Source organism: Devosia ureilytica, from assembly GCF_024273195.1.
In the GTDB taxonomy this organism is placed as follows: domain Bacteria; phylum Pseudomonadota; class Alphaproteobacteria; order Rhizobiales; family Devosiaceae; genus Devosia; species Devosia ureilytica.
Genome location: NZ_JAMZCU010000010.1, coordinates 1 through 22,208, shown reverse-complemented (window position 1 = coordinate 22,208; position 22,208 = coordinate 1). Strand labels below are relative to the sequence as shown.

The 22,208-nt window shown below is 62.0% G+C and carries 15 protein-coding genes and 3 pseudogenes; 14 read left to right on the top strand and 4 right to left on the bottom strand.

Annotated features, from left to right (window positions below; all coding sequences use genetic code 11):
- The first annotated feature begins 27 nt into the window (after positions 1 to 27).
- The 4 genes and pseudogenes from NIM87_RS18020 to NIM87_RS18005 all read left to right on the top strand — a co-directional run bounded on the left by NIM87_RS18020 (position 28) and on the right by NIM87_RS18005 (position 3,346).
- Positions 28 to 483: a transposase gene (locus NIM87_RS18020; RefSeq protein ID WP_254676130.1), complete on the top strand. Its 456-nt coding sequence runs from the start codon at positions 28 to 30 to the stop codon at positions 481 to 483.
- A 438-nt stretch (positions 484 to 921) separates the two neighbouring features.
- A pseudogene (locus tag NIM87_RS18015) lies at positions 922 to 1,373 on the top strand (hypothetical protein).
- Between the two features lie 426 nt (positions 1,374 to 1,799).
- Positions 1,800 to 2,798: a saccharopine dehydrogenase NADP-binding domain-containing protein gene (locus tag NIM87_RS18010; protein WP_254676129.1), complete on the top strand. Its 999-nt coding sequence runs from the start codon at positions 1,800 to 1,802 to the stop codon at positions 2,796 to 2,798.
- 11 nt (positions 2,799 to 2,809) lie between these two features.
- Positions 2,810 to 3,346: a TetR/AcrR family transcriptional regulator gene (locus NIM87_RS18005; protein ID WP_254676128.1), complete on the top strand. Its 537-nt coding sequence runs from the start codon at positions 2,810 to 2,812 to the stop codon at positions 3,344 to 3,346.
- Between the two features lie 286 nt (positions 3,347 to 3,632).
- Here NIM87_RS18005 and NIM87_RS18000 read toward each other — a convergent pair whose 3' ends face one another.
- From NIM87_RS18000 to NIM87_RS17990, 3 genes are all read right to left on the bottom strand, one after another.
- Positions 3,633 to 4,346 (bottom strand): DNA helicase, encoded by a 714-nt coding sequence (locus NIM87_RS18000; protein WP_254676127.1) that lies wholly within the window; start codon positions 4,344 to 4,346, stop codon positions 3,633 to 3,635.
- Positions 4,347 to 4,820: 474 nt separating this feature from the next.
- A complete protein-coding gene (locus NIM87_RS17995; protein ID WP_254676126.1) occupies positions 4,821 to 6,020 on the bottom strand; it encodes an IS91 family transposase in 1,200 nt (399 codons plus the stop codon).
- 4 nt (positions 6,021 to 6,024) lie between these two features.
- Entirely contained in the window at positions 6,025 to 6,930 is a 906-nt protein-coding gene (locus NIM87_RS17990) for a tyrosine-type recombinase/integrase (RefSeq protein WP_254676125.1), read from the bottom strand.
- A 116-nt stretch (positions 6,931 to 7,046) separates the two neighbouring features.
- On the opposite strand from NIM87_RS17990, the gene NIM87_RS17985 reads away from it, so the two are divergent.
- The 8 genes and pseudogenes from NIM87_RS17985 to NIM87_RS17955 all read left to right on the top strand — a co-directional run bounded on the left by NIM87_RS17985 (position 7,047) and on the right by NIM87_RS17955 (position 18,866).
- A complete protein-coding gene (locus NIM87_RS17985; protein WP_254676124.1) occupies positions 7,047 to 7,553 on the top strand; it encodes a winged helix family transcriptional regulator in 507 nt (168 codons plus the stop codon).
- A gap of 247 nt (positions 7,554 to 7,800) precedes the next feature.
- Positions 7,801 to 8,331, top strand: a pseudogene (locus NIM87_RS18870) (tyrosine-type recombinase/integrase); the annotation flags it as partial.
- A 96-nt stretch (positions 8,332 to 8,427) separates the two neighbouring features.
- Positions 8,428 to 8,640, top strand: a complete 213-nt coding sequence (locus tag NIM87_RS18865) for a tyrosine-type recombinase/integrase (protein ID WP_462804860.1) — start codon at positions 8,428 to 8,430, stop codon at positions 8,638 to 8,640.
- A 562-nt stretch (positions 8,641 to 9,202) separates the two neighbouring features.
- Entirely contained in the window at positions 9,203 to 9,409 is a 207-nt protein-coding gene (locus tag NIM87_RS17970; RefSeq protein WP_254676122.1) for a cold-shock protein, read from the top strand.
- Positions 9,410 to 9,513: 104 nt separating this feature from the next.
- A complete protein-coding gene (locus NIM87_RS17965) occupies positions 9,514 to 9,762 on the top strand; it encodes a hypothetical protein (RefSeq protein WP_254676121.1) in 249 nt (82 codons plus the stop codon).
- The gene (locus tag NIM87_RS17960; RefSeq protein ID WP_254676120.1) at positions 9,759 to 10,007 is read left to right on the top strand and encodes a hypothetical protein; all 249 of its coding nucleotides are present in this window, start codon (positions 9,759 to 9,761) and stop codon (positions 10,005 to 10,007) included. Before NIM87_RS17965 ends, NIM87_RS17960 begins: the two co-directional genes overlap by 4 nt.
- Before the next feature lie 133 nt (positions 10,008 to 10,140).
- On the top strand, positions 10,141 to 10,275 hold the full coding sequence (locus tag NIM87_RS18650) for a hypothetical protein (RefSeq protein WP_269468506.1): 135 nt from the start codon (positions 10,141 to 10,143) through the stop codon (positions 10,273 to 10,275).
- Between the two features lie 107 nt (positions 10,276 to 10,382).
- Complete coding sequence (locus NIM87_RS17955; protein WP_254676119.1) at positions 10,383 to 18,866, top strand: GH36-type glycosyl hydrolase domain-containing protein; 8,484 nt, start codon at positions 10,383 to 10,385, stop codon at positions 18,864 to 18,866.
- 328 nt (positions 18,867 to 19,194) lie between these two features.
- On the opposite strand, the gene NIM87_RS17950 is transcribed toward NIM87_RS17955, so the two are convergent.
- On the bottom strand, positions 19,195 to 20,259 hold the full coding sequence (locus NIM87_RS17950) for a sensor histidine kinase (protein WP_254676118.1): 1,065 nt from the start codon (positions 20,257 to 20,259) through the stop codon (positions 19,195 to 19,197).
- Between the two features lie 471 nt (positions 20,260 to 20,730).
- Between NIM87_RS17950 and NIM87_RS17945 the strand changes: the two genes are divergently transcribed.
- Together NIM87_RS17945 and NIM87_RS17940 are read left to right on the top strand one after the other, a co-directional pair.
- Positions 20,731 to 21,438 (top strand): VIT1/CCC1 transporter family protein, encoded by a 708-nt coding sequence (locus NIM87_RS17945; protein ID WP_254676116.1) that lies wholly within the window; start codon positions 20,731 to 20,733, stop codon positions 21,436 to 21,438.
- Between the two features lie 133 nt (positions 21,439 to 21,571).
- Positions 21,572 to 22,027: pseudogene (locus tag NIM87_RS17940) on the top strand (SDR family NAD(P)-dependent oxidoreductase); the annotation flags it as partial.
- Positions 22,028 to 22,208 lie beyond the last annotated feature (181 nt).

Sequence of the window (22,208 nt, the reverse complement as noted above, 5' to 3'; positions counted from 1 at the left end):
GCTCAGGTCCTCGACACCCATGTCCGTTTGCAGGCGATCTACCGCGCGATCATTGCTCTGCAGAGAACTAACGCGGTGGCACGACGACTATCGACCATTCCTGGCATCAGTCCTGTTGGCGCCACAGCGCTGGCGACATCGGTTGCCGACCCGGGACAGTTCCGTTCAGGTCGAGAGTTCGCCGCCTGGCTGGGACTTACACCCTCGCAGAACTCGAGTGGTGGCAAGGACCGGCTCGGTCGCATCACCAAAATGGGTGATCGGTATCTTAGGAAGCTCCTGGTGATCGGCGCCACCTCTTTGGTCCGCCGGGCCAAGTACAAGCCCGAGTCGGCCGATCCCCACCTTCTGGCATTGCTTGCCCGAAAGCCGGCGCGTGTTGCGAGCGTGGCCATGGCCAACAAAACGGCCCGCGTGGTCTGGGCGGTCATGGCTCGCGGCGAGGTCTACCAAACTCGCCATACCCCCAGCCTTGCAGCGTAAAACCAAGAGAGATTGCATCTTGAAGCAAGATCCAGTTCGAGCCAATCAACCGGCTCCATGAGGTTGTGAGAGCGAAGCGATGTGATGGCGAAACCGGTCAGGCCGGAAACAGGGACAACCCGTCGAACGACCGAGGCACTATAGCCTGTATTCCAGATTGGGACCCTGTTTGCCGACCCCATCAGGGCCAGTAGCCTCTAACGGCTGCATCCACAGGCCGGACAGAAGACTGCACCCGACTAATGCGCCAGAACACCGAATATCTCTTGCAATGGGGGAGCCATCCACAGAGGTCATAAGGAAGCGTTGCCCGATCCTAAAAGCGGACATCATCAGATCCCCAACTGACGGCCAGATTGGGGGAATGGGGTGGACGCTCCCCGGCGGCATCGGTGTGCCAAAGTGGAGGTGTTGAACACACCACTTGAGGAGGCGTCCATGTCGGAAGTTACCACAATCGGTCTGGATATCGCGAAGAACGTATTCCATGCTCACGGCGCAGATGCCGACGGTGCCCCGCTGTTCAGCCGCAAGATTAATCGCACGAAGCTGCTGGATTTCTTCGCTCGGGAGCCACGGTGCCTGGTGGCGTCGGAGGCCTGCGGAGGTGCGAATCACTGGGCGCGCGAACTGACGCTGTTGGGTCACGAGGTGAAGCTGATCCCGAGCGGAGGCAAGCAGAAACTGGGATCGATCACGAAGATGGGCGAGCGAACCTTGCGACGTCTGCTCATAATCGGCTGTAGCGCGGTCGTCCTCCAGGCCAGCAAGCGTGGTGCGCCGGCAGGTTCGTGGCTTGAGCAGATGATGGCTCGAAGCCGCGTATGCTGGTCACCGTCGCACTGGCCAACAAGACGACGCGCATCATCTGGGCCCTGCTCATAAAGTAAGAGGAACACAAAGCTCCGGTCGCAGCTGCGGCGTAAGCCAAGGCGGACCAGAGGTCGTCGGAGATGTAGTCGGTCGAAGGAAGGTATGGCGCAACAGTCGGTGAGACGGGATCGGTAAACCAGGGCTTCCTACTGTGCCTTGAGCACGCTGTGGGTGATATGGATCCGGTCCGCGAACTCCCATACGGGCCCGCAGCCTCTGGTACTGCATCAGAGGCCGGACACATGGCAGCCTCCGGCTACGCAAACCTTCAAAAAACCGCTTGCGTCTAACGGGGCGTCCACAGATGGGAAGGGGACATACGGCTTTTCGCTGTGCGCTGCGAATGACGGACGGTACCGGTAGGTCTCTAATAGAGCATTAGAACCCTTGTAACCCAGCGATTGGTTGGTTACCTACCAGGAGGCTGAATTGAGGTAGGTACCGTGCATATTCTTGTAGTTGGGGGCTATGGCCATGTCGGCGGTCAGGTGACAAAAATTCTGGCCAGCTCCGGATACGCCGTACAGGTTGCCGGACGCAGCATCGAGAAGGCGAAGCGGTTTGCCGCGGATGTCGGTGCAGAAGGCGTTTTTTTTGATGCGCATGATGCTGCGAGTTGGGATGCGGCGTTGGAGGAAACCCAACTGGTAGTGGTCTGCATCGACCTGCCCAACGATGAGTTGCCGCGCCGCGTACTGGCATCGGGGAAGCGCTATGTGGATGTCTCCGCCGACGACCGTGTTCTGGACGCTGTCGAGCGCCTCGATTTACTGGCGCGGGAGCATGGTGGGAGGGCGCTTCTCTCGGTCGGCCTTGCCCCTGGACTGACCAATATGATGGCCCACGCTGTTGCGCGCAGGGTTGGCGCCCCGCAAGAGATCGATATCGCCGTAATGCTTGGTACGGGGGATTCTCATGGTGCTGCGGCGGCGGACTGGGTGATAGCCGAGTTAGCACAAGCCAAGGGGCGGCCGCGTGCGTTCAAATTCGCGCATGACAAGCGCCTACGCATGGCCTGGCCGCTTGGGTTTGCCGATCAGCATGTGTTGATGCGCATTATGCCTGGTGTTCGGGTGCGGACACATTTCACGCTCGATAACCGCTTTCTCACCGCCTATCTTTTTTCCGTTGGCGCGATGCTTTCACGATTGCTTTGGCTGCGGCCGATCCTCCGCCGTCTGCTGATGTCGGTTCGCATCGGTTCACCACGCACCGCAATCGTTGTGACAGCCTCGCGGGACGGTGGTCAAGCGGCCATCGCCAGTTTCGAGGGTGGGGAGGAGGCGAAGCTAACGGCACAGATTGCCGCGCGCGCGGCCAATCTGCTCCTCGCCGGCGCGGTCGAACCCGGTGTGCGTCATCTGGGACAGGCATTTGAACTCGACGATTTTGCTGACCTGTTCGCGCCAAACGCGCTCAGCTTCAGCGACCCGGTACGATAGGTGACATCTGCATGAGCGAACAAACGGACAGCGCCAGCGGTGCGAACCGCCGCTCCGAGATATTGGCAGTGGCGAGAAAAATTGTGCGTGAGGAAGGGGCGGCAGCGCTCACGCAGCCTCGGCTGGCCCGGTATATGGGGCTGCGGCAATCTCATATCACCTACTATTTCCCGCGGAAGGCCGACCTTTTTGCCGCGCTTCTGGCGGAGTCACACGAGCAGATGGGCGCGCGCGCCGAACAGGCACTCGGCGATTGCTTCGAGCTGCTAGTGCGCATCACGTTCGACGCGGAGTCCATGCGGTTCTATCTTTCGATGCTGCTGGCCAGCGCCAGTTCACCGGACTTGCGCGCGGCTATACTCGCGCATACGCAGGTGATTGAGGCCGACCTTGCCGTCTGGCTCGGACGCCGACCGGGCGACCGGTCGGTTTCGGCCTTTGTCGACGAATTGCTGGGTCTCGGGGTGCGGGCGCTCGTCGAGCCGGATTTGGCGATGCCCGACGTCCAGGCGATGTCCGCGCGGCACGGCCTGGAGTGGCCCCGATAAACTGAAACGGATGTAATTTGCGCGTGGCGGGTCATGCCCGGCATCCAACTCGTGGCGCCACTGGGAATCGGCAAGCGCGCGCGGCCGGTTCAGCCCGCCGAAACCGGCGCTCGCTTGGCTCGAGCCGCCATTGGGAAACCGCGACAGCTGCAGGAACGACCAATATGGAGTCGGCTGCCGCCCAGCAGCTGTGGGGTGGGAAAGGGACTAGCAGCTTATCGTCTAGTGACCCACAAATGCCGACCTAAAATCCGCAGGCCGCATGGCCTGCGGCAGGGCGAGCGGACTAATGAGCCGCTTCGGATGCCGACGGATGATCGCCAATAAAATGCGTCTTGGTGAACACAGCCATGTCGACGGGATTGGGCAATCTGACGTCCGTCAGATCAGGAACGCGCTTCGCGACAGGATCATATGTGCGGGCAATCTGAGAGATCATGAGAAACACCAATCCTCGGTCATCCGCAAAGGTCCTCAGAGCCAACATCTGTTCGGATAGGTGTGGGTGTGTTCGCTTCTGATCCATCAACTGCAAATAGTCGACTGCGACCACCGTTCCAGGCCGAGCTGTCTCTGCCTTGGCAATGATGTAGTCCGCACAAATATCGTCTGAACAGTCGAGTTTGAAGGCGTCCCCAAACTGTCCGGCCTCGAAGCCTATCAACGCGAAACGCGCATGAACTTCCGCTTCGGTATACTCGAGTGTGAAGAACATGCCCTGTTTGCCGTCCTTCAGGGCCTCGGCCACAATCTCCAAGGCAAGCAGGGTCTTTCCTTGTCCCGGACGTGCTGCGATAAGCATGACTTCGCCAAGTTTCAGGCCTGCATACAGCTTAGCCGCAGACGAACTTGATGCATACTTCGCTGCAAGCAGGCTCCAACTACTGAAACCTTCTGCCGCAGCAACGCGGTCAAGGGCGACATTGAGATCAACTCCCCGGCTACGGGCGAGCTGTTTTGCCGTGCGCTTGAGTTGATAGATTGGTGCTGAGAGCTTCATAATACCCTTCCAGTGCGAGCGTTATCAGCAATCCCTCCTTTTGCTTTTGCCCGGAACTTGGCTGGGTTCGTTACTCGCCCTGTATGATATTTACTTTCCCAGCGGAGGGGGGAGGCGTGGGCAACACCAGAATCAAACAATAGCACGATTGTCCGCTTTTGGAGAAGTATTCCAAGTGCTCGGATGTCTCAAATGGTGAAGGGTTTGGGATGCCGTTTGGCGTCGCAAAGCCACCCATGCAGGAACCCGCGGTCCGCATGCACTGGGGTTTTCTGATTTGGCGTGACCGAAGTCCTGCTGCGGGCGGTGGCATATGGCGTGGCGCACCTGCCTGTTGAACGTCGTCCGGGTAGCCTTTGAGCCTCAGCGGCGACGGTAGTGGCGAGATCGGCGCGCATGATGATGGTCGCTGGAGCGCCTGGCGCGAACCATTTCGTCGGCCCACGATGTGGCGCGGCCGTTTGAACGAGCGGATCATGCCGGGTCATGGACGGTCTCCCGGGTTGGTGGTCTCGTGGTTGGCGGCGCCCGGGGCTGGCACCACGCCACGAAGGTCTCGATGATCACCATGGTGCCGCCGCAGCAGGGACAGGGCGGGCGCGGGTCTGAGGTCTCGGCGGTCGGCGGTTCGTCCGTCGCCGGCGCCACCCCCAGCATGTTGCGGGCCTGGGCGAGGCAGTCCTTGCGGGCGGAGCTGGCGAGCAGGCCGTAGTGCCGGATGCGGTGGAAGCCGCGCGGCAGGATGTGGATCAGGAAGCGGCGGATGAACTCGTCGGCGGCCAGGGTCATGACGCGCTGCCGGTTGGCGCCGCTGCGGCGATAATCCTTGTAGCGGAAGGTGACCTCATTGCCGTCGAAGGCGATGAGGCGGCTGTTCGAGATCGCGACCCGGTGGGTATAGCGCGAGAGGTAGGCGAGCACCGCCTCAGGCCCGGCAAAGGGCGCTTTGGCATAGACCACCCAGCGCTTCTTGCGGATCGGTGCAAGGTGACGGATGAAGGTCCGGCGGTCGTTGAGCCCTGCCAGCTTGCCGAAGAAGGCGAGCTTTCCGACATTATGGAGGTCGAGCAGCCTGCTCAGGAACAACCGGCGGAACAGCGCGCCGAGCACCCGCACCGGCAGCAGGAAGGCCGGTCGCGATGAGATCCACCGGCCATCCTGTGTGAGGCCACCACCCGGCACGATCATGTGGATGTGGGGATGGTGGGCCATGGCCGAACCCCAGGTGTGAAGCACGGCGGTGATGCCGATGCGGGCGCCCAGGTGCTTTGGGTCGGCGGCGATGGTCAGCATGGTCTCGGATGCGGCCTTGAACAGCAGATCGTACATCAGCGCCTTGTTGTGGAAGGCAATGTCGGCGATCTCTGCGGGCAGCGTGAACACGACGTGGAAGTAGCCGACCGGCAGGAGATTGGCCTCCTGGGCCTCCAACCATGTGCGTGCCGCCGCGCCCTGGCACCGGGGACAGTGCCGGTTGCGACAGGAGTTGTAGGCGATCCGCTGATGCCCGCAGTCCGCGCAGGCTTCGACGTGACCGCCCAGAGCAGCGGTGCGACAGGTCTCGATCGCCGACATGACCTTGAGCTGGCTGAGGCTCAAATGCCCGGCATGGGCGAGCCGATAAGCAGGGCCGGCAGAGCGAAAGATATCGGCAACCTCGATAGTGGAGCGCACCGGGTCAGGCGGGCGGAGGCTTGTCCTCCATCAGGGCCATCAGCCGGTCGAGGGGGCTGGCCACCGCCTGGATCGTGCGGGTCGAGACCTTGGTGTAGAGCGCAGTGGTCTCGAGCTTGGAATGCCCGAGCAGCACCTGGATGACCCGGATATCGACATCCTGCTCCAGCAGGTGCGTGGCAAAGTTGTGCCGCAAGGTATGCGGGCTGACCTTCTTGCGGATGCCGGCGACCTCGGCCGCTTCCTGCACCGCGCGATGCAATTGCCGTGACGAGATCGGATCGGTGCGCGAGCGCCCCGGAAACAGCCAGCCATGGGGCAGCATCACGCCCCGCTGCTTGCCTTCGCGCCACCACAGTCGCAGCAGCTCCAGCAGCTGGGGCGAGAGCATGGCATTGCGATCCTTGCGCCCCTTGCCCTGTTCAATCCGGATCAACATGCGGGCGCTGTCGATGTCGTCGACCTTGAGGTGCGCCACCTCGGAGACGCGCAGGCCGGCGCCATAGGCGACCCCGAGCGCGGCCTTGTACTTGATGCCTGGTGCCGCCTCGAGCAACCGGGCCGCCTCCTCGATGCTGAGCACGTCGGGCAGCTGGCGCTGATAGCGGGTGATCACCAGGGCCCGCGACAGATCCCGCCGCTTCAGCGTCACGTCGAACAGGAAGCGCAAGGCCGAGACCGCGCCGTTGATCGTGGAGGGGCTGACGCCGTTCTCATGCTGAAAGAGCTGGTAGCGGCGGATATCGTCTGCCGTGGCCACATCAGGGCTCTGCCCTAAGAAGGCGGCAAAGCGCCGGACATGACGCACGTAATCGTGCTGGGTGTGGACGCCCAGGCCGCGCATCAGCATGTCCTGCTGCATGCGTCGGCGGAGCGGCGTGGTGGGAGCGGCGGTCGGTGACGTAACCATGGGGAGTTCCTCTCGTTGAAGAAACTCCATGGTCCGACTGCGACCTCAGCCGCTCAAAGACCTAAACGATGACGCTGAACTGACCGCGCGCACCCTCCCGCGAAGCGGGTTCGTGCATGGGGCGCGAAACGGCGCGTCAACCGCATCACGCAATAGCTTCGAGCGTTACCTGGCCCTGCGCATTGTACGGTTTCTCAATAGGAGAAAGCGATCGGACTGCAGCTCTTGCTGCGGGAGCTTCGGATGTATTTGCAGCTCCACTTGATCTGGCCAAGCTCAAAAATTCTGTGATTGACCTTCTCAGGCAAAGTCATCCTTGGGGATTCGAGGAGCAACCAATCATCGGAGACATCAGGCTTGACCGGGAAAGATTTGAAGTAACTCGCCGCGGTAAGAATGTTCACCTAACGATTAGCGCTTTCAAACTTCTCGACCTTCTAATGGAACGTGCTGGTAAGGTTGTGCCTCGAGAAGAGCTTCTGGCGGCATTCTCCGAGAAAAACACCACAAGTGTTCGAGCTGTGGATGTACAAATAAACCGCCTGAAGCGGTCCCTGACGGTCAATGGTCGCGAGCCCCCCATCAAGTCTGTGCGCGGACAGGGGTATGTGCTCGATCCGTAGCACTTTCACGGATGGTCGACTAAGCCACTTTCCAGGCCTATGACGTCTCAGGCGGTTGGTGACGTGGGTCAGCTTTGTCAGGCTGAGCGCTTTAAGCCGACTGGCCGATTGCGGCCCCGCTGGAGGCGCGGCCGAGGAGGATTGTGGGGCAGGGGCACCATTCTCGCGAGGCGGCACGATGCCGAGTGACGATGCCTTCGCCCTAATCGTTCTCTGATTGGCCGATGTCGGCCAAAGGAGAATGAAAATGGGTATCTCTCAATATGACCCCGCCGCCAGAGGTCGGCCGGCGTGGAACGCCGGTCGGCAAGTTGGCGCAAAGCGGGCGCTCAAGGTCCGGCAGATCTGGGCCATCCGGTTCTTCCTGGATCGGGAGGGCCGCATGCGCGACCGAGCGTTGTTTGACCTCGCCATAGATAGCAAGCTGCGAGGCTGCGATCTGGTCAAACTCAAAATCGGCACATTGGTCACCGGTCACGATATTCGCGCCCGGGCAATGGTGATCCAGCAGAAGACCGGTCGACCGGTGCAGTTCGAGATCACAACAGACGCCAGAACAAGTTTGTTGGCGTGGCTCGAAAGGCGAGGAGGCTCGGTAGAGGATTTCGCGTTTCCCAGCCGAGCCGATCCGAACAATCACCTGAGCACCAGGCAATATGCTCGACTGGTGGATGAGTGGGTGACTGCCATCGGTCTCCGCAAGGAGGAATATGGCACGCATTCGCTGAGGCGCACTAAGGCCTCGCTCATCTACAAGGCGNGAACAAGTTTGTTGGCGTGGCTCGAAAGGCGAGGAGGCTCGGTAGAGGATTTCGCGTTTCCCAGCCGAGCCGATCCGAACAATCACCTGAGCACCAGGCAATATGCTCGACTGGTGGATGAGTGGGTGACTGCCATCGGTCTCCGCAAGGAGGAATATGGCACGCATTCGCTGAGGCGCACTAAGGCCTCGCTCATCTACAAGGCGACCGGCAATCTCCGCGCCGTGCAGATCCTTCTTGGCCATACCAAGATTGAGAACACGGTTCGTTATCTGGGCGTCGATGTCGAAGACGCACTGGAACTGGCGGAACACACCGAAGTCTGACGATCAGCGGCCCCACCGCAGGTGAGGCTGCACAGGAGAACACCGCCGGTCCACGACCTCAATTCGAACACCGCAACCGGACGGTCAGAAAAACCATGATCGCGTCTCTTCCAGTGAGCATATCCGGACCATCGCTGATGCGCCCCATTCCGGCCATTCATGATCTCAGAACCGATGGTTAGAAGCTGCCCGTCCGCTTGAAAGCGCACCCTACTCGATTGGCATCGCTGACGCGGCGAAGCCTTCTTTGCAGTGCGAAGAGGCTTTCCAGGACTCCAGGGCCCCTACTTGCTCCTTCCCGGTAGACCCGGCGGTGTTGCGAACTTTACGGCACTTCGAAGCTCAGCGCCCCAAAAGACTCTATGCGGCGCAGTGGCCTTGAAAACAACGCATTGTACACCCATCTATAGACCACGTTTTCAGCCTCTAAGGCCCCCTGATCCTCCCGCCCCAGCCGGACGCTTAGCGAACCCTGAATTTGCGAACGTTTATCCCCCTGCCGTATTTCGCGGTGGGGCAATGCACATTCGCCATTTGGCGAAGGGTTTCGAAAGTCAAGTTTATGACCAGCGGCACAGTAAAGTTCTACAATTCCACCAAAGGTTTCGGTTTCATCACCCCGGATGAAGGCGGCAAGGATGCTTTCGTCCATGTCAGCGCAGTCGAGCGCGCAGGCCTGTCGTCCCTCAACGATGGCCAGAAGCTTTCATACGAGGTGGAATCCGGCCGCGACGGCCGTGAATCGCCGGTCAATCTGCAGCTGTCCTGATGGATCGGTCGCCTTCGGGCGGCCAATTCTCCGCAGGACCAATATGCCCGGGCAGTGTCGTCCGGCCATGCCCTTCCACCAGCTCCCTGATAGAAGGAACGGATATGACAAAATTTGACTATTCCGCTACCGCTGAGCTGTTTCCCGGCAAGAACAGCAGGCGCGCCTCCCGTGAACGCTACAGGCGTTTCTCCACCGCCGCCGAAGCCGTGCGCTACACGATCGAAACCTTGCCGGCCGAACTGGTCGGCGGCTCCGTGCTGGAGGTCGAGGAACAACGTTTCAACGGCGGGCAGATACGCGAACTCTACAATGCGCCGGCGTTTCCGCTGAAACGCCTGGCGCACGTGTGAGTAAACGCGAACAGCCAGCACCTTCGACCAGGCAGGCGTCGGGCCTGCCGAACTGTTCGGCGCTGACCTATGGCTTTGTTGGGTTTTCCCTGGCCGCGGTGATCCTGCTGGCAGTCGCGGGCTTTTATCACATCAGTCTGCCGAGGCATGGGCTGGCGTTCGCAGGCGTTACCAGCCTCGCCTTTGTCGGCGGCATCGCCGCGCATGCCATCCGCACCGTCCGTTACAGGGCGCTCCGATCCTGAACGCGGCGTCCTACGACGAACCGAGCATGCTCTTGAAACTGGGCAATCTGCCACCCGGATTGATGGAATAACTCAATCACGTTGCCGGCCTGTCCGGTCGGCAGCCCGGCCGTATCCGGGCCGAGGAAATGTCATGGCTAAGGGACAGATGCGCGGTAACCGCGAGTTGAAGAAACCGAAGATGGTAAAGGCACCGCCCGCCACGACCACGGCTCCTGCTGCCAAGGCCGTGCTCGATCGTATCGCCGTACCCAAGAAGAAAAACTGACGGCGCAGTGCCGGATCAATCTCCGATCCGGCAAACCCATTGCATGCCCTGCGGCAGATGCCACTGGCCAGGGACACATAACCCAGGCTCCTTGAGGATGAACACAGATGACAGTCCTCGATAGTCCCGTTTCGACCGAACGCCGGCTCCCGGCCACACCGTGGAATGATACGGCTCCAGTGCGAGAGGATCTGTTTGGCGTCGAACGGCTTGAACAGCATGCGCAAAGCCTCGCCACCGCCCAGGTCATAACGGGACGACCGCGTGCGGTCCTATCTCTCCGCAGGCGATTGAAGAGCAACGCAGCCGTGTTGCTGGCCGCCTATCGCGCCAGTGCCGTCGAGGTTGAAAGCGCGCGCGAAGTTGTACCTGCGGCGGAGTGGCTGTTGGACAATTATCATCTGGTCGAAGAGCAGATCCGTGAAATCCATGACGATCTGCCACCCAATTACTACAGGCAATTGCCGAAGCTCGCAGAAGGGCCGTTCGCTGGCTATCCGCGGGTCTTCGGATTAGCTTGGGGCTTTATCGCCCATACCGACAGTCACTTCGATCCCGAAACGCTGACGCGGTTCATCGCGGCCTATCAGCATGTTCAGCCCCTGACCATCGGGGAGCTGTGGGCCGTGGCAATCACCCTGCGCATCGTGCTGGTGGAGAATATGCGTCGGCTCGCCGACCAGATTACGGCTGGACGCAAGGACCGGGCCGAAGCTGATGCACTGGCCGATCTCCTGCTCACCAGCGACAGCGTCAATGCGGTGATCGGGCGAATGCCTGACAGGCCACTGCCGGAATTGTTCGCGGCACAGCTGGCCAAGCGCCTGCGCGACCACGACCCCAGCACCACGCCCGCGCATGGCTGGTTCGAAGCGCGACTGGCCCGCCAGAACAGCTCCATCGAGAACGTTGTCCGGCACGCCCAGCAGCGCCAGGGCGCGTCCAATGTCACTGTGCGCAATATCATCACCAGCATGCGCCTGATTTCCGACATCGACTGGGCCGACCTGTTCGAGCGCGTCAGTCTTGTCGATGCCGCGCTGAACGAGAACGGCCATTTCCCCTCGATGGATTTTGCGACGCGCGATCTCTATCGCAGCGCCATCGAACATCTCGCCCGCGGCTCGGAGCTGTCCGAACTCGAGATTGCCCGAGCGGCTGTCGAAGCGGCAGCAACCGCTGGAGGTGTGGACGCCTCGGTAATCGAGACCGAACGGCTTAGTGATCCCGGTCATCACCTAGTGGCCCAGGGCCGCCCCGCATTTGAACGAACCATAAAGTTTCGCCAACCCGTGCGCCTGCATCTGGCCCGGCTGATGGGCCGGATGGGTATCGGCGGCTATGGCGCCACCATTGCCGCGGCGACGCTGGTGCTGGTCGCCATCCTCCTCTGGCCGGTTTGGGGCATATATCCCGCCGCCGGCTTGCTTTACCCGCTTCTGGCCTTGGCGCTCCTTCCCGCCAGCGAGGCGGCCACGGCCATCGTCAATCGGGCCGTCAGCTGGGGAGCCGGAGCTTCGAGCTTGCCGGGCCTCGAACTGGCCGGCGGCGTACCCGAACAATTCCGAACCTTGGTCGTCGTGCCTACCTTGCTCGTGAGCCGAGCCGAACTGATCGAGGACATCGAACGGCTCGAGGTGCACTACCTCTCCGGAACCGGCGGCGACATCAGCTTCGCCTTGCTGACCGACGGGCTCGATGCAGACGCAGAGACCCTGGAGGGCGATGGCGAACTGCTCGCTCTCGGCCATGAAACCGTTGCCGAGCTGAACCGGCGCCATGGCCCCGGACCCGCGGGCGACCGCTTCATGCTGCTCAACCGCAATCGCCGTTTCAATGGCGGCGAAGGCGTCTGGATGGGCTGGGAGCGCAAGCGGGGCAAGCTGAGCGAACTCAACCGCCTCCTGCGCGGCGCCACCGATACCAGTTTTGCCACACCCGATGGCCAGGTACCCGCCGTGCCCGCCAATGTCCGCTACGTCATCACCCTCGATTCCGACACGCGATTGCCCCGCGATGCGGCCCTGCGTCTCGTGGGCAAGATGGCCCATCCGCTCAATCGGCCGCGCTTGGGTGTCGAGGATCGGCGTGTGGTCGATGGCTATGCCATCATCCAGCCCCGCGTCACCCCATCACTTCCCGTTGGGCGCGACGGATCGCTCTACCAGCGGGTGTTCTCGGCTCCCGGCGGCATCGACCCATACGCGGCGGCGGTTTCGGACGTCTATCAGGATCTGTTCGGGGAAGGGTCCTACACCGGCAAGGGCATCTACGACGTGGACGCCTTCGAGGCGTCGCTGGCCGGACGCATTCCGGACAATACTCTTCTGAGCCACGATCTGTTCGAAGGCACTTACGCGCGTGCTGGGCTGGCATCCGACGTCGAGGTGGTCGACGATTTTCCCGCCCGCTACGACGTGGCCGCCCGGCGCCAGCATCGCTGGACGCGGGGCGACTGGCAATTGCTGCCCTGGATCGCGGGGAGTTCCTCGCTTCCAGCTCTTGGGCGCTGGAAGATGGCAGACAATCTGCGGCGCTCGCTTGTTGCGCCCGCGGCCTTCCTGATGCTTGTGCTTGCCTGCCTGATGCCGCTGCACACCGGACTGTTCGTGGCAGGCTGGGTCCTTGCTGCCCTTGCTGTGCCGGCAATTCTTCCCGTGCTGTTCGCCATCCTGCCACACCGCAGCGGCATGCAGTGGCAAAACCATCTGCGCGCGCTGGCGAGCGATGCCAGAACCGCCGTCCTGCAAGTCCTCTTGGGCCTTGCCTTCCTGCCCGACCAGGTCTGGCGAAATGGCGACGCCGTGCTGCGGACCCTGTCTCGTCTTTGGATCACACGCAAGCATCTGATCGAATGGACCACCGCCGCCAGCGCCGGTGGACGCACACGGCTGACCCTGGCCGGGTTCTATCGCGACATGTCGGGGGGCACGGTCATGGCCCTGGTCCTGCTTGCGCCCGTCCTGCTGGTTTCCCCCACCTCGTGGCCACTGGCGCTTCCTCTGGCATTGCTCTGGCTGGGTGCGCCGGCAATTGCGCTCTGGGTTAGCCGTCCGCCTCCAAGACCGACCGGCAAGCCGTTGAGCAGCGCCGATGCCGACTATTTGCGGCTGATCGCTCGCAGCACCTGGCGCTACTTCGAAACTTTCGTTACGGCGCGCGAAAACATGCTGCCGCCGGACAATTTCCAGGAAACACCGACCCCGGCGATCGCGCATCGCACCTCGCCGACCAATGTCGGGCTTTACTTCCTGTCCATCGTCGCGGCGCGGGACTTCGGCTGGACCGGCAGGCTAGACACCGTCGAACGACTCGAAGCCAGCTTTGCAACGCTCGCCAGGCTGGCCCGCTTCAAGGGACATTTCTTCAACTGGTACGACACGCGTGACTTGCGGGCGCTCGATCCGGCGTATGTGTCTTCGGTGGATAGCGGCAACCTGGCCGGACATCTGATCACCCTGGCCAATGCCTGTGAGGAATGGGCAGAGATGGCCCATGTCGAAACCCTCAGCGGTTTTGCCGATGCTCTCGCCCTGGCGCGCAGGGCTCTGGTTGACCACCCTGCTGAGGTGGTCGAGGCCATTACCCCGGTTCTTGATGAGATCGCGGCCCTTCTTGCCGGTCCGCAATCGCTCGATGCAATGACGCCGACGCTGTCGAGGCTGTCGGACAAGGCATCGAGACTCTCCCGTCCCGCACAAACGGGTGGTCTGGAAACCGACCTCTCCTATTGGACAGCGGCGCTGCGCACCCTGCTCGACGAAAAGGCCCGCGACCGCGACCTCCTGCACCGAGATCCCGATGCCCTTGTTGTGCGCCTGCGGGCACTGGCGGGGGTCGCCCGAAAGACGGCACTGGAGATGGAGTTTGCTTTCCTGCTCGACCCGGACAGGAAGCTCCTGTCCATCGGCTATTCGCTGACGGACAATGGGCTCGACACCAATTGCTACGATTTACTGGCGTCAGAAGCGCGGCTTGCCAGTCTGTTCGCCATTGCCAAGGGCGATGTCATGACACGGCACTGGTTCCGACTGGGGCGCGCCGCCACCCCTCTCGGGAATGGTTCGGCGCTAATTTCCTGGTCAGGCTCGATGTTCGAATATCTCATGCCCTCGCTGGTCATGCGCGCACCGGCGGGAAGCCTTCTGGACGATACCAACCGCCTGGTCGTCGCCCGCCAGGAAGCCTATGGCCGGGCCCGCAATGTACCATGGGGCGTCTCGGAATCCGCCTATAGCGCCCGCGACTACGAGTTCACCTATCAATATTCCAATTTCGGGGTCCCGGGGCTGGGTCTCAAGCGCGGGCTTTCAGCCAATATGGTGGTCGCTCCCTACGCCACCGGCCTTGCCGCCATGGTCGATCCCACGAGCGCAGCCGCAAACTTCCGGCGCTTCGACGACATGGACGGGCGCGGCGTGTATGGCTTCTACGAGGCGCTCGACTTCACCCGTTCCCGCCTGCAGGAAAGCGAAGGTTATGCCGTCGTGTGCAACTACATGGCGCACCATCAGGGCATGACCATCGTGGCCATTGCCAATGTGCTGCATCAAGGACGCATGCGGGCCCGCTTCCACCGCGAACCCATGATCAAGGCGAGTGAATTGCTGCTCTCCGAGCGCATGCCGCGCGGTGTCGCCACCGGACATCCGCGCGCCGAGGAGGTCAGGGCGTCCGCGCGTCTGGCACTCAATCCGGCACCGGTCGGACGCCGGCTGATGCTGCCGCGCGGAGGTGCGCCCGTTACCAATTTGCTGTCCAACGGTCGCTATGCGGTCATGTTGACCGCCTCAGGCGGCGGCTACAGCCGCTGGCGCGACATCGCCGTCACCCGCTGGCGCGAGGACGCGACACGCGATGATTGCGGTGCCTTTGTCTTTCTCAAGGATACGCAGAGCGGGGCGATCTTCTCGCCGACCACCCGGCCACTGGATGGGGCTGCTGAAGCCTCGGTAGTCTTTGGCGAGGACCACGCCCAATATCTGCGCCGCGACGGCTCGCTGTCCACGGAAATGGATGTCCTGGTGTCCGGTGAGGATGACGGGGAAGTGCGCAGGATTTCCCTCGCCAATAGCGGTCGGCGCGCGCGTGAGGTCGAGGTGACCTCCTATGCCGAACTGGTGCTGACGACACCCGCGATCGACAATGCCCATCCCGCCTTCGCCAAGATGTTTGTGCAGACCGAATATCTGCCTGAGTTTGGAGCGCTGATCGCCACCCGACGCCGGCGTGCACCCAGCGAGCCCGAAATCTGGGCGGCTCATTTCGCCGTGGTCGAAGGCGAGGTCATCGACGACCCTCAATACGAATCCGACCGGGCCAAATTCCTGGGCCGCAATCGGTCCATCAGCATCGCTTCTGCTATTCATGGCGGACGGAAATTATCCGGGACCGTGGGCACCGTGCTCGACCCGGTCTTCTCGCTGCGACGGCACTTGCGCATTCAGCCCGGCAAGGTCGCGCGCGTGGCCTTCTGGACACTGGTTGCGTCTTCGCGGGCGGAACTGCTCGAACTGGTCGACAAGCGCCACGATCGCAGTGCCTTTGAGCGCGCCAAGACCCTGGCCTGGACCCAGGCACAGGTTCAATTGCAACATCTCGATGTCACGCTGGATGAGGCTGCGGATTTTCAGCGACTGGCGGCGCCGATCCTTTACGCCGATCCGCGCTTCCGACCCCCCTCCGATGTCATCGCGGCCGGCGCCGGCCCGCAATCGGGATTGTGGCCCAATGCCATCTCCGGCGACCTGCCCATCGTGCTGTTTCGCATCGATGCGGTCGAGGACATGCCGCAACTGCGCCAGATCCTGCGTGCCCACGAATATTGGCGGATCAAGCGCCTGGCCGTCGATCTCGTGATCCTCAACGAGCGTGGCTCCTCCTATGTGCAGGACCTGCAGAACGCCATTGAGGCCGCCTTGCGCTCCAGCCAGTCACGCCCGCGCTTTGATGACAAACCCGCCCAGGGCTCGGTGCATGTCCTCCGGACGGACCTGATAACTCTGGAGACCCGCACCCTGCTGAATGCGACGGCCCGGGTGGTGCTTGCCGCCCGTCGGGGCTCCATTGCTGAACAGTTGGCCGTGCTCAGCGAAGCCAGCGAGCAGCCGCTACTGCACCTGTCGCCTGCCGTCGCAGAACCTGCCGGCGAGACAGTCGAGCATCCCGGCGACCTCGAATTCTTCAACGGTCTCGGCGGATTTGCCCGGAACGGCACAGAATATGTCACCGTGCTCGAGAATGGCGCCACGACGCCCGCCCCCTGGATCAATGTCATTGCCAATGACGGCTTTGGTTTCCAGGTATCGGCAGAGGGCAGCTTTCACACCTGGGCCGGCAATAGCCGCGAAAACCAGATCACCCCCTGGTCGAACGATCCCGTCACAGATCCCGTCGGCGAGGCGATTTACGTCAAGGACGAGGAGAGCGGGGCCCTGTGGAGCCCCACCGCGCAACCGATCCGCAATACAGGGCGCTATGTCGCCGCCCATGGCTTCGGCTATTCCCGCTTTGCCCATCAGGCGTATGGCATCGAGAGTGAGCTGGTCTGCTACGTCCCGCTGTCCGACCCGGTGCGGATTTCGCGACTGACGTTGACCAACCGTTCCGCCCGCGCACGGCGGCTCTCGGTCACCAGCTATGCCGAGTTCGTGCTCGGCATCCAGCGCGGCGCTACCGCCCCCTTCATCATCACCGCTATCGATCCGCAAACCGGCGCCATGATGGCCCGCAACAAATGGGCCATGACGTTCCCCGGTCGTGTCGCCTTTGCCGATATGGGCGGACGCCAAACTGCCTGGACCGCCGATCGCACGGCCTTTCTCGGGCGCAATGGCAGCGCCTCCGCCCCCGCGGGGTTGGCCGGTTGCGCGGCTCTCAATGGAAAGACAGGCGCGGGCTTCGATCCCTGCGCGGCGTTGCAGACAGGAATCGAACTGGCAGCGGGCGAAAGCGTGGAAATCGTCTGCCTGCTCGGGGAGGCGCAGTCCGATGAGGCAGCGCAGGCGTTGGTCGAGTACTATCGGACCAACGATCTCGACCTGGTGCTTGCCGATGTGAAGGCGCATTGGCAATCCATACTCGGCGCCATCCAGGTCAAGACACCGGACCGGGCCATAGACATCATGCTCAACGGCTGGCTGCTCTATCAGACGCTGGCCTGCCGCGTCACCGCGCGTTCTGCATTCTACCAGGCCAGCGGGGCCTACGGTTTCCGCGACCAGCTCCAGGATGGCATGGCGCTGACCCTGACCCGTCCCGAGGACACCCGTCATCATATCCTGCGGGCAGCAGGGCGGCAGTTCATCGAGGGCGATGTCCAGCACTGGTGGCTGCCCCATTCGGGTCAGGGGGTGCGAACCCGCATCTCCGACGACCGCGTTTGGCTGGCCTTCGCCGCCGCGACCTATGTCACCACAACCGGGGACACGGCGATCTTCGATGAAGCCGTTCCGTTCCTGGATGGCCCAAAACTGGCCAAGGGCGAGCACGACGCCTTCTTCCAGCCCATGCCGTCAGAGCACGCCGCCTCGCTGTTCGAGCATTGCGCGCTGGGTCTCGATCAGGCGTTCAAGCTTTCCGGCAGCCATGGCCTGCCGCTTATGGACACTGGCGACTGGAACGACGGCATGAACCGGGTTGGTGAAGGCGGAAAGGGAGAAAGCGTCTGGCTCGGCTGGCTGTTGCTCCGCTCTGTCGATCTCATCATGCCCTTTGCCGATGCCCGCGATCCCAAGCGCGCGAAGCGCTGGAGGGTGCAGGCGGCTCGGCTCAAGGCATCGCTCGAGCGGGACGCCTGGGATGGTGCATGGTATCGGCGCGCCACCTTCGACGACGGGTCTTGGCTTGGCTCCAAGGACAACGACGAGTGCCGGATCGACTCCATCGCTCAGTCCTGGGCGGTGCTGTCGGGCGGCGCCGATCCGATCCGCGCCAGCGTCGCCATGGTTTCGCTGGAGCAACATCTGATCCGCAAGGACGACGGGCTCGCCCTGCTGTTCACCCCGCCCTTCGATACGACAGAGCGAGACCCCGGCTACATCAAGGGCTACCCACCGGGCCTGCGCGAGAATGGTGGCCAATATTCCCACGCCGCCATGTGGGCCATTCTCGCCTTTGCCCGATTGGGTCAGGCCGAGAAAGCCCACGAACTCTTCGCCCTGGTCAATCCCATCAACCATGCCGCCACGCCGGCCGCTGCAGCGGTTTACAAGGTCGAGCCCTATGTTGTGGCCGCCGATGTTTATAGCGTCGTTCCGCACGTCGGGCGCGGGGGCTGGACCTGGTACACTGGCTCGGCCGGATGGATGTATCGAGCAGGCCTGGAGGGGATCCTCGGACTGCGCCGCGAAGGGGACATGCTCATTGTCGAGCCTTGCCTGCCTGCTTCCTGGCCAGAGTACTCCGCTACGCTCAACGTGGCCGGCACCAGATACGAGGTTACCGTGCGCAATCATGCATTCGATCCAGCTTCGGGGGGCACATTGATCTTGGATGACACCGCCAAAGCGCTCGCGCCAGGGCCAGTGCGGGTGCCTCTCGACGGTGGGGATCATGCTCTTGGCATCAATCTGGTACTAAGGCGGCGCTAGGAAGCCTCTGAGGGCAGACGTCCTGACTTAACGGCTGTTGCGTCCGAGCGTCAGTTTGACGGCTGGCGGTCCGCAATGTGAGCATCCATAGCTTGCAATCTGATGGACGTCCGGCGGCCTATGGTCCGCTGTCGGCTCCTTCAACGCTGGAACCGCACAGGCCGGAGACGGCCTTCACTCATCATGAGCGAGTCCGCGGGAAGGGCAGGGGCCCAAATCAGTCGTTGAGCTTCCCGGGTCCGAACCCGGGAAGCGGACACGAATGGAGAAAACGAGCATCTTGCACCAAGCACCCTTGCGCTCGCGACCATCCTTTTGCGAGACACTGCTACCGTCCGGCCAGTGCAAGCCTGGGCACGGAGATATCGAAAATATCTATGTACTCAATCGCTACGTGGGTACCTGGTCTGGCATTCGTGACGACGATCAGCGCCCCAAGTTGTTTGGCCAGGGCCTCTACAATGCTGGTACCAAGCCCCGGCTTCGAGTCCTCGCCCTCGTCAGGCATGCCAACGCCATCGTCGCATATCGTCAGTGTCCAATCGGCACCGCTGGAGCGATAGTCGACAGTGATCTCGCCCTTTCGATCGTGGGGAAAAGCGTGCTTCAGGCAGTTGATCACCAGCTCCGTGACGATCAGGCCCAAGCTGACCGATGTCTCGGCGGTGGTGACGCTGTCGTCGCACGTGACCTCAATTTTGGTTCGCGTACGATCCCGGATCATTGACGCCCCTATGCTGCGGCATAGATCGTTGAAGTATGTGCGCAGGTCCACCTCACCAGCTTTGGATACGGCGAGTTGCCTCTGCAAGCTGGCCACCGACATGACTCGATCATGCGCGTCGTTCAAATGGCCGCGGGTCTCGTCCGACATGCTGGTTTTGGCACTCTGCATCAGCACGCTGGCGATAATCTGCAGACTGTTGGCCACCCTGTGCTGGAGCTCCTGCAACAGCATTGCCTTGTCTCGCAACAAGTCGTCCTTGAGCTTTTCCGCGGCCTTGGCGCCGGTGACATCGGCGACCGATAGCATGATGCGCACATCTTCGTCCTTGCCATATTCAAGGCGGTGCGCCTCCAAGACCAGGTCGCGATGGTCATGACCCTCCCGCTTCAGATGCATCTCATAACCATTGATCGACGAATTGCCCGATATGGCTGAGATCAACCCAGAGATAAGCTGCGGCACGTCCCACTCGCCACCGCCAAGTTCGGACTGCAGATGTCCTGGAATGGCCGCAGCGTCGACATCGAACGCCGAGCAGAACGATGTGCTTGCGGCGACGATCCTGAGTTCACGGTCCAGCAATATGATCGGCATCGTTGAAGTGATGACGATAGCGAGCATCAGGCTCGCGGAGGCATCGGGAAGGACTGGCGTATCGGTAGCCATAATGATGGCCTCTATGCCGGCGGCTCGCGGAGCGAAAGCCAAACCCGACGACGAAACAAATGCAATGGTAGGAAGGTCCGGGGCGGCGCAAATTATCATCGAGCCGCAACCACATCATTTGGGCCGCAGTGGAACCATATGCCATTCTTTCGCGAGAAAGTAACAATTCTGGATCTGAATTTGAAGTAGACCGAGGTCGACGGTGGTCGGCGAGCTTGCGTGCCAGCGAGGGGGCCGAGAAGCTCTAGGCCACAGACAGCCCTGCATGAGTGGAGCCACCACAGCTGAAGGCAGCGGGCTTGGCTGCCCAAAACGCGATCTATCCTGAAAAGGCAAGGGTGTCCTCGAGTTCAAGTCTCACGCCACCGACACGAGTGATGGTTTCGAAGCCAGAATAGTCCTACCCAAAGGCCGATCGTGAGCGGCAACTAAAGCACGGCCTCATCCGGGGGCAGAGCAAGGTAAGTCAATATGACCCTGCCCTACCAATCGGCGCACGAGGAAGTCCACTTCATAAACCGCGCCGGCTGGCTACGTGCGGCGGTGCTGGGGGCCAATGACGGCATCGTCTCGGTGTCATCGCTAATCGTAGGTGTCGCTGCTGCAGACCCGAGCCCAGGCGCCGTTCTGATCGCAGGCGTGGCCGGGCTCGCTGCCGGTGCCATGTCCATGGCGGCAGGCGAGTACGTATCTGTCAGCTCACAATCCGATATCGAGCGCGCCGACATCTCGCGCGAGAAGCAGGCGCTGACCGACACGCCTGCGGCGGAAGAGGCCGAACTGGCCTCGATCTACGAATTGCGCGGCCTGTCTGTGGCCACCGCAGCGCTCGTTGCCAGAGAACTGACCGAAAAGGACGCCCTGGGGGCCCACGTCCGGGATGAACTGGGCTTGTCCGAGGTCCACAGCGCTAACCCGCTGCAAGCCGCCCTTGCGTCCGGCCTGACCTTTACCGTCGCTGCCACCTTGCCTCTGATCGCAGCCGTACTGGCACCAGAAGGTACGATCATTCCGGTGGTGGTGGTGACGACTTTGGTCTGCCTTGCGGACCTCGGGGCACTTGGCGCCCAGGCCGGTGGTGCCCCCAAGCTGCGCCCAACAGCCCGCGTATTGTTCTGGGGTGCGGCCGCAATGGCTGTCACGGCACTCATTGGCCGCCTGTTCGGGGTAAGCGCTTAGCCGTCGGCGACCGGCGGTCGTGCTGCATTTGCCTGACTACGGGGCACCACAACCCGAATCGTTGCGGCAGCATGTCAGCAAGACCCAAAAGCCGCATTGTCCTGGATCAAGTGAGCGTACGAGATGGGCACCGACCGGCGACTATCCGCTCGATGGCTGGCAGAAGATAATCGACGTCAACCTCAACGCAGTCTTCTTCTGCACGAAATATGAGACTACCGCGATGTTGCGGGCTGGCGGCGGCGCCATCGTCAACATGGCCTCCATTCTTGGCTCGGTCGGCTTCGCCAATTCCTCGGCCTATGTGGCGGCCAAGCACGGTGTGCTGGGCCTAACCAAGACAGCGGCGATCGAATACGCCACCAAAGGCATTCGCATCAACTCGGTGGGGGCGGGCTTTATCGATACGCCGCTGCTCTCGAAAAACCTTGATGCAGCCACACTCGGCGCCATCGCCGGAATGCATCCGATTGGGCGGCTGGGCCGCTCCGAGGAGGTTGCTGCGCTGGCCTGTTTCCTGTTGTCGGATGAGGCCTCGTCCATCACCGGTGGCTACCACCTCGTCGATGGTGGCTACGTGGCCCAGTAGTCCGCAGGTGACTGAGACAAGCGTTGTTGCTCAACCTTCCGCGCTGCGCCGGTCGGTCGGCCCGTTCCAGCTGACACTCTATGGCCTGGGCAGCATGCTCGGATCAGGCATTTACGGCCTGATCCGAGCATGCTGCTATAGCGCGGCAATCTGGATGAGACGCTGGCGACAATCTGGATGA

Coding starts and splice junctions, on each gene's coding strand:
- NIM87_RS17985 (WP_254676124.1), top strand. CDS start 7,047: ATGGGGCGCGAAACGGCGCGTCAACCGCATCACGCAATAGCTTCGAGC.
- NIM87_RS18000 (WP_254676127.1), bottom strand. CDS start 4,346: ATGAAGCTCTCAGCACCAATCTATCAACTCAAGCGCACGGCAAAACAG.
- NIM87_RS17990 (WP_254676125.1), bottom strand. CDS start 6,930: ATGGTTACGTCACCGACCGCCGCTCCCACCACGCCGCTCCGCCGACGC.
- NIM87_RS17970 (WP_254676122.1), top strand. CDS start 9,203: ATGACCAGCGGCACAGTAAAGTTCTACAATTCCACCAAAGGTTTCGGT.
- NIM87_RS18005 (WP_254676128.1), top strand. CDS start 2,810: ATGAGCGAACAAACGGACAGCGCCAGCGGTGCGAACCGCCGCTCCGAG.
- NIM87_RS17945 (WP_254676116.1), top strand. CDS start 20,731: ATGACCCTGCCCTACCAATCGGCGCACGAGGAAGTCCACTTCATAAAC.
- NIM87_RS17950 (WP_254676118.1), bottom strand. CDS start 20,259: ATGGCTACCGATACGCCAGTCCTTCCCGATGCCTCCGCGAGCCTGATG.
- NIM87_RS17955 (WP_254676119.1), top strand. CDS start 10,383: ATGACAGTCCTCGATAGTCCCGTTTCGACCGAACGCCGGCTCCCGGCC.
- NIM87_RS17965 (WP_254676121.1), top strand. CDS start 9,514: ATGACAAAATTTGACTATTCCGCTACCGCTGAGCTGTTTCCCGGCAAG.
- NIM87_RS18650 (WP_269468506.1), top strand. CDS start 10,141: ATGGCTAAGGGACAGATGCGCGGTAACCGCGAGTTGAAGAAACCGAAG.